Genomic DNA, 7,129 nt, shown 5'->3' on the forward strand with positions numbered 1-7,129 from the left:
GTCGAGGGGCTGAAAGCGAAAGTGACTGCCAGAAAATCCTACGGCTTCAGGACCTACAGATGCCTGGAAATAGCGCTATACCATGCGCTTGGGCGGCTACCTGTGCCGGAGACGGCCCACAGATTTTACTGACGAGGCAAAATTTTAAGGTTCCAAAATGAAAAAAACCGTAGTCATCAACGTCGTCGCCCTGTCCCCCCGACTGATCGGCGAGCATACCCCCTTCCTGCGGGATTGGACCGCGCGGGGCAAACAAGCCTCCATCAATCCGGTGCTGCCTGCGGTAACCTGCTCGGCGCAATCCACCTATCTTACCGGAAAGTGGCCGGATGAACACGGCATCGTCGGCAATGGCTGGTATTTTCGCGACATGTGCGAGGTTAAATTCTGGCACCAGTCCAACAAACTGGTGCAGGCGGAGAAAGTGTGGGAAGAAGCCCGCAAACACGACCCGAACTTCACCTGCGCCAACATGTTCTGGTGGTACAACATGTATTCCTCGGTTGACTACGCCGTAACCCCCCGGCCCCTCTATCCCGCCGATGGGAGAAAACTGCCGGACATCCACACCCAACCGATGGAGCTGCGCGATGAATTGCAAAAAGAGCTGGGCCAGTTCCCGCTGTTTTCCTTTTGGGGCCCGAAGGCCAACATCGTTTCCTCGCGCTGGATTGCCGACGCCACTATAAAAGTCGATCAGTGGAAGAACCCGACGCTGGCCCTGGTCTACCTGCCACACCTGGATTACAACCTGCAACGCTGCGGTATCGATTTCGACAAGATCAGCAATGAACTGAACGAGATAGATGAAGTCTGTCGCGACCTGATTACTTACTACGAGAACCAGGGCGCCAACGTCATCCTACTGTCCGAATACGGCATCACCAACGCCAGTCAACCGGTGCACATCAATCGCGTGCTGCGCGAGAACGGCTATATTCAGGTGAAAAACGAACTGGGCCTGGAAACCCTCGATACCGGTGGCAGCCGCGCCTTTGCCACCGCCGATCATCAACTGGCTCACGTCTATGTACAAAACCCAGATGATGTTGCGGCGGTAAAGGAGCTCCTGGAAAAAACACCAGGTGTCGAACACATACTCGATGATGAGGGCAAAAAACAGCATCACCTGGACCACCCGCGCGCCGGCGATCTTGTGGCCGTGGCGGACACCCAATCCTGGTTTACCTACTACTTCTGGCTCGACGACAGCAAAGCGCCCGACTACGCCCGCTGTGTGGACATCCACCGCAAGCCCGGTTATGACCCAGTGGAAACTTTCGCCGACCCGACTATTCCGTTACTCCCCTTGCAAGTCGCCGGCAAGCTGTTGAAGAAAAAACTCGGCTTTCGCTATTTAATGGATGTTATTCCGCTGGATGCGACGCTGGTTAAAGGCTCCCACGGGCGCATCAACGGGGATAAACTGGACCGGCCTTTGTTTGTGACGCAGGAGAAGCATTTGCTGGATCACGACGTTTTGGAGCCGACAGATGTATTCGGGTTGATTTTGAAACATCTGGATTTTGAACAGCGATAGGCGATATTAACCGGTAACTGCTCCCCCCGCCGCTCCTACAGGGTGGCTCGCTTGAGCCAAAGCAGATTCCCTATGGGTGAGTAGTTACGTTAACCGGATATCGGAGAGGAGATTCAGTTGAGCACCCGGTAACCCCGCCCGCGCAGGCAATTCCTGGTAATGCGACTGGCTTCAGAGTGCGCGCTGGTTACCCCGGAGACACCACCGACAATGGCACCGGTACCCGCTCCGGCCGCCGCGGCGCGACTGGAGTCGCCGACAATTGCGCCCAGGGCGCCGCCCAGCAGTGCCCCGCCTGCGGCGCGGGTGAGCCCCCGGCGCCCCTCATCCCGGCGCGATGCCATGGCCAGCCCTTTGCAGTCCGCCAGGTCCAGCTGGTATTGACGCATATTTACACCATAGGTATCGATCACGATATTCCCGGATCCCGGCACCTGTTCCTGCTGAGTGGCGCAGCCGAACGCCATCAATGCACTAAAACCCACGGTGGCCGCTGTTCCGAATTTCATTTGACGCTCCTCCAAACCTCTACCTCTGCGCCGGTGTTCGCGCCGCAGATGTCGCGTATGTACTCATTAGGTTTAGTAGTTGGTTGAAGATAGCGCCAGCGGGGTGGGGGAAAAACGGTGACTGATTGGACAGGATATCATTAGTAGCTGGGAATCTTTGTAGAAGAGGCCCATGGCCGCGGTTGGCCCCGCTTTGTAATGAGCAGTTGGCGGACCTGCGGCCCGCAAGCCGAGCTGGAGCTCAGCGCTGACTCGCGCCATCCCTGGCACTCACCCTTCGGGCGGCTTCGGCGTCCAAATCGGCTATCCTGCCGATTTATCCCAGGGAGCCGCTCCTACAGGGTGTTTTCCGCACTGGCGGGAGAGAAGATGGTGTTGCGGCCGCCAGTAAACCGGGAGAGTAGCTCCTGCCAGCGCCCATTCACCCGGGAGAATTTCTCCTCTCGCACATGGCCGTAACCGCGCACCTGCTGCGGCAACTCCAGCAGTTCCAGCGCCGTGGAAAAATTGTCCGCCCGCAAGCGGTCGGCGACGAGTATTACTGCCCGCTCGACCTGCCGCGCCCAGCGGCGTTCCGCACGGCGCTCAGCCGTGTAGCCGAACAGATCGAACACGGTCCCGCGAAGAATTTTACCTTTCGCCAGCAGCGGCATCAGTTTTCCCAGCCAGGGACCCAGGGTGATCTTCCTGATGCGACCGCTGGCATCCGGGCGCGCAACCAGTGGCGGTGCCATATGGAAGCGCAGGCGGTAGTCGCCGGTAAAGGTCTCCCGCAGCTGTCGCTGGAAATCCTCGCCGCTGTAGAGCCGCGCCACCTCGTACTCGTCCTTGTAGGCCATGGCCTTGTACAGGCTGTAGGCCGCGGCGCGGGTCAAGCGGCCGTCGCTGTGGGGCAATTGCCGCTCGCTGCGGTGCAGTTTCTCCACAGCTCGGGCAAAACAGCGCGCATAGGCGGCGCTCTGGTATTGGGTGAGTTCTGCGGCCAGGCGCGCGATCAACTGCTCCACCGTCTCCCGTGGCTCCAACAGCTTGACCGGCTGCGCCGGTACCGCCAGCCGCTCCACTGCGCTGGGATTTTCCGCGAGCAGCCGGCCGGCGCGGAACGCGCGCAGGTTGTTTTCCACCGCCACCCCGTTCAGCTCAATGGCTCGCTCCAGCGCGGACTCGCCGATGGGCAGCAGGCCCTGCTGGCAGGCATAGCCCAGGATCATCAGGTTGCTGGCAACGGTATCGCCAAAGAGCGCCTGGGCGTATCTGTTGGCATCGAAGGCGAAATACTCCGCGCACAGAGACTCGATACTCTCCCGCGTTGCATCAGCGGGAAACGCCAGTTCATTGTCGCGGACAAAAGCCGCCACCGGCACTTCGGCGGTGTTCACCAGCGCGCGCATTTTACCTTCGGCGAACTTGGGCCTCTGGCTGGCGGCGGTGACCATATCGCAGCCCAGCAGCAACTCGGCGGCTCCGTCGCGAATGCGCGCGGTGGTGATATTTTCCGGGCGCTGTGCCACTTTCACATGCGCGACCACAGCGCCGTTCTTCTGCGACAGGCCAGTGAAATACAGGGTGGTGCTGCCCTTTTCCTCCAGGTGCGCAGCCATACCCAACAATGCGGCCACGGTGAGCACACCGCTGCCACCGATACCGGCCACCAGGATGCTCAGCGGCCGCTTCAGGTCCGCCTGCGGCGCCGGGGACAGTTCGGCAATGGCCGCGTCCAGGGACCGGGCCAGGGACTGCACGGGCGGCTTCTTCAGTTCACCGCCCTCGACGCTGACAAAGCTGGGGCAAAAGCCGTCGGCACAGCGCATATCCTTGTTGCAGCTGGACTGGTTTACCTGCCGCTTGCGGCCGAATTCCGTTTCCAATGGTTCCACCGCAATACAGCTGGACTGCACGCTGCAATCGCCACAGCCCTCGCAGACCCGGTGATTGATCAACAATCGGGTGGGCGGGTCGGCCATCTGCTTTTTCTTCCGCCGGCGGCGCTTTTCCGCCGCGCACACCTGCTCGTAGATAATCGCGGTCACGCCCTGCACTTCGCGCAGGCGGCGCTGCACCGCGTCCAGTTCCGAGCGGGGCAATATCTTTACGGCCCCGGGCAGTTGCCCGCGGTGCTTGTGCCAGTATTCCGGGTTTTCACTGAGCAGGATGACTTCGCGCACCCCTTCGGCGAGCAGCTGCGCGGCGAGACTGGGAGCGCTGACCTCGCCGTCGGCGGGCTGGCCGCCGGTCATGGCCACCGCGTCGTTGAGGAGTATCTTGTAGGTGATATTGACCCGGCTGGCCACCGCCTGACGGATCGCCAGCAGGCCGGAGTGGTTGTAGGTGCCGTCGCCCATATTCTGGAAAATATGCCCGGCGCTGGAGAAGCGGTGCAGCCCCACCCACTGCGCGCCCTCGCCGCCCATATGGGAATAGGTATCGGTGCGCAGCCCTTTGCCCAGGGCCATGATATGGCAGCCGATACCGGCGCTGCCCAGGCTGCCCTCGGGCAGTCGGGTGGAAGTGTTGTGGGGACAGCCCGCGCAGAAGATCGGTTCGCGGACGAGCAGTCCGCTGGCTTTCGCCGGAATATTGCCGCCGAGCTTCTCCGCCAGTGGGATGAGTTTCTCGCCCAGCTCGGTATCCGCCAGCCAACGGGCGATGGCCACAGCCACCCGGTCCGGGCCGAAACCCCATATAGCCGGCAGCAGGTCGTCTCCATTCAGGTCTTTCTTGCCCACCACTTTCGGACGCCGTTCGTCCGCCCAGCCGTAGAGCAGGTTTTTCAGCTGGCCCTCCACCAGCGGGCGCTTCTCCTCCACCACCAGCAGGCGTTCCATCCCCTCGGCAAACCCGCCGACACCCCTGGGCTCCAGTGGCCAGCTCATGGCCACCTTGTAGATGGAGATGCCCGCATCCCACAGATCGCGCTCGGAGAGATTCAGCAGTTCCAGTGCCTCGAGCAGGTCGCCGTGGGCCTTGCCCACGGTAATGATGCCAAAGCGCTTTTTCGGCGCGGAAACGACGGTTTTGTCCAGCCCGTTGGCGTAGGCAAAAGCCTGCGCGGCAGGCAGCCGCTCCTCCAGCATACGGCGCTCGTATTCCAGCCGCTCTGCCGGCCAGTTCAGTTTGGGGTCGTAGTTGAGGCCGTGGGGCGGGATGGGAAAATCCGGCCGGACAAACTGTGGGAGTCCCGGCACCGGGATGGAAGCGCCCGCTTCCACGGTTTCGGTAATGGCTTTGAAGCCCACCCAGAGCCCGGAAAAACGCGACAGGGCGATCCCCGCCAGGCCCAGGGTCAGGTACTCGTCGATGGTTGCGGGAAACAGCAATGGCATCATCACCGACTCGAAGATCTGGTCGGTGTTGTGGGAAAACATGGAGGATTCGGCGGTGTGGTCGTCGCCGCACAGGGCCAGCACGCCGCCCAGCCTGGAGGTGCCCTGGACATTTGCCTGGCGGAACACGTCCGCGCTGCGGTCGACGCCGTGACCCTTACCGTACCAGATGGCGAAAACGCCGTCGCGGGTGGCCTGCCGGCGGTAGTGATCGAGCAGTTGGGTGCCCCAGATATTGGTGGCCCCCAGGTCCTCGTTGATACCGGGCTCGAAGTGGATATCCCGCTGGGCGAGCAGGGATTTGCGCCGCCAGAGCGCCTGGTCGTAACCTCCCAGGGGCGAGCCGCGGTAGCCGGATATAAACCCGGCGGTATTGTGCCCGGCGCACTCGTCCAGCTGCTTCTGCATGATCGGCAACCGAACCAGGGCGTCTATGCCGGTGAGGAACACCCGGCCCGACTCGCGGGTAAACGCGGATTTCAGGGAGTAGTCGCGATCAAAGCCCAGCTCCAGATCGCCTTCGACCATCGCCATGGATACCACCTGCTTATGATTATTGATCTGCGGGTAAAATTAACACCCGCAGGCGAAGCAGGTCATACCAAACTCGCCCGTATTGGGGCATAATAGAGACACAAGTCACCACACATTGTAAAAACGCCGCAATTAATCGCCCTATTGAGATCGTTTTCGAGAAGGTATGTTCAGCGGCCCCTGGCACCGGTTTTCTCCTGAAGCGCACCTCGCTGGCCAGCCCGAAGGGCTGGAAGTATAGTTAGCAATTGGTCGTGTAGCGGGGACGGCCGACAACAAGAAACAACGGAAAGGTTTATGGCCTATTTACTCGACGCCATCGACAAGAAGATCCTGGAAATTCTGCAACAGGACGCCACCATCCCCAATATCGAACTGGCGGAGAAAGTCTGCCTCTCTCCCTCCCCCTGCTCCCGCCGGGTGAAAAACCTGCACGAACAGGGTTTTATCAAGCGCGCGGTCACCCTGCTGGAACCGGAAAAGGTCGGCCTGCCGGTGAGCGTATTTATCCAGGTCACCCTGAACCACCAGGTAAAGAAGGAACTGCAGGACTTCGAGAAAACCATCGGCCAGTGGCCGGAAGTGATGGAGTGCTACCTGATGACCGGCGACTTCGACTACCTGTTGCGGGTGGTGGTGCCGAATCTGCAGGCGTACCAGGAATTCCTGGATAAAAAACTCACTGAACTGCCCGGCATCGACCATATCAAGAGCAGCTTTTCCCTCAAGCAGGTGCGCTACCGCACTGAGCTGCCGCTGGAGCAGTTGCTGGAACGGGGCTGATCAGCGGCGGAAGAGACTGACAATCACGCTGAGTACAATACTCAGAATGATCATCGAGGTAATGGGAATAAACACCTTGCTGCGCGGGGATTCGATACGGATATCGCCGGGCAGCCGACCGAACCAGTTGAACAGCCAGGGGGCGTAGTGCAGCAATACGCCCGCGGCGATCAGCAGGCAGCCCGCGAGAATCAGCCATTTGGCCATTGGCCCATTTCCCTTCCAGAAAATAGTGTTTTCTCATTGTAGGATGGGCACGCTGCGCTTTGCCCATCCTACGAGCTAGCGAAGTTAAGAGCCTCGACCATTCGCCTGCAAGCAGGCTCCTACAAAAAAAGCCGCGGGCATACCGCGGCTTTTGCAGGGCCGGAAAATAAACCTTAATTTTTGGGGTCCTCAGCGGAATCTGTGGGTTTGAAACATCTGCATGTCTATCCGTG

General features: G+C 60.3%; 5 protein-coding genes and 1 pseudogene. 3 read left to right on the forward strand and 3 right to left on the reverse strand.

Features of this window, described 5'->3' with window-relative positions; all coding sequences use genetic code 11:
- Positions 1-132 (forward strand): annotated as a pseudogene (locus tag ACRC0P_RS16545) (ISL3 family transposase); the annotation flags it as partial.
- Positions 133-157: 25 nt separating this feature from the next.
- On the forward strand, positions 158-1,540 hold the full coding sequence (locus ACRC0P_RS16550; protein ID WP_438632407.1) for an alkaline phosphatase family protein: 1,383 nt from the start codon (positions 158-160) through the stop codon (positions 1,538-1,540).
- 113 nt (positions 1,541-1,653) lie between these two features.
- Here ACRC0P_RS16550 and ACRC0P_RS16555 read toward each other — a convergent pair whose 3' ends face one another.
- Positions 1,654-2,049, reverse strand: coding sequence for a glycine zipper family protein (locus ACRC0P_RS16555; protein ID WP_438632408.1), 396 nt, complete (start codon positions 2,047-2,049; stop codon positions 1,654-1,656).
- 335 nt (positions 2,050-2,384) lie between these two features.
- Positions 2,385-5,906 carry an indolepyruvate ferredoxin oxidoreductase family protein gene (locus ACRC0P_RS16560; RefSeq protein WP_438632409.1) on the reverse strand — a complete coding sequence of 1,174 codons (3,522 nt, stop codon included), beginning with the start codon at positions 5,904-5,906 and terminating at the stop codon, positions 2,385-2,387.
- 297 nt (positions 5,907-6,203) lie between these two features.
- Between ACRC0P_RS16560 and ACRC0P_RS16565 the strand changes: the two genes are divergently transcribed.
- Entirely contained in the window at positions 6,204-6,689 is a 486-nt protein-coding gene (locus ACRC0P_RS16565) for an Lrp/AsnC family transcriptional regulator (RefSeq protein ID WP_183463559.1), read from the forward strand.
- Here the strand turns inward: ACRC0P_RS16565 and ACRC0P_RS16570 are convergent, their stop codons facing one another.
- Positions 6,690-6,896, reverse strand: a complete 207-nt coding sequence (locus ACRC0P_RS16570; protein ID WP_438632410.1) for a DUF2905 domain-containing protein — start codon at positions 6,894-6,896, stop codon at positions 6,690-6,692. It abuts the gene before it with no gap.
- Positions 6,897-7,129 lie beyond the last annotated feature (233 nt).

The organism is Microbulbifer sp. (genome assembly GCF_051659245.1).
GTDB lineage: Bacteria > Pseudomonadota > Gammaproteobacteria > Pseudomonadales > Cellvibrionaceae > Microbulbifer.

Bases quoted from the DNA above. Each gene is read 5' to 3' on its own strand.
- ACRC0P_RS16560 (WP_438632409.1), bottom strand. From the start codon at position 5,906: ATGGCGATGGTCGAAGGCGATCTGGAGCTGGGCTTTGATCGCGACTAC.
- ACRC0P_RS16565 (WP_183463559.1), top strand. From the start codon at position 6,204: ATGGCCTATTTACTCGACGCCATCGACAAGAAGATCCTGGAAATTCTG.
- ACRC0P_RS16550 (WP_438632407.1), top strand. From the start codon at position 158: ATGAAAAAAACCGTAGTCATCAACGTCGTCGCCCTGTCCCCCCGACTG.
- ACRC0P_RS16570 (WP_438632410.1), bottom strand. From the start codon at position 6,896: ATGGCCAAATGGCTGATTCTCGCGGGCTGCCTGCTGATCGCCGCGGGC.
- ACRC0P_RS16555 (WP_438632408.1), bottom strand. From the start codon at position 2,049: ATGAAATTCGGAACAGCGGCCACCGTGGGTTTTAGTGCATTGATGGCG.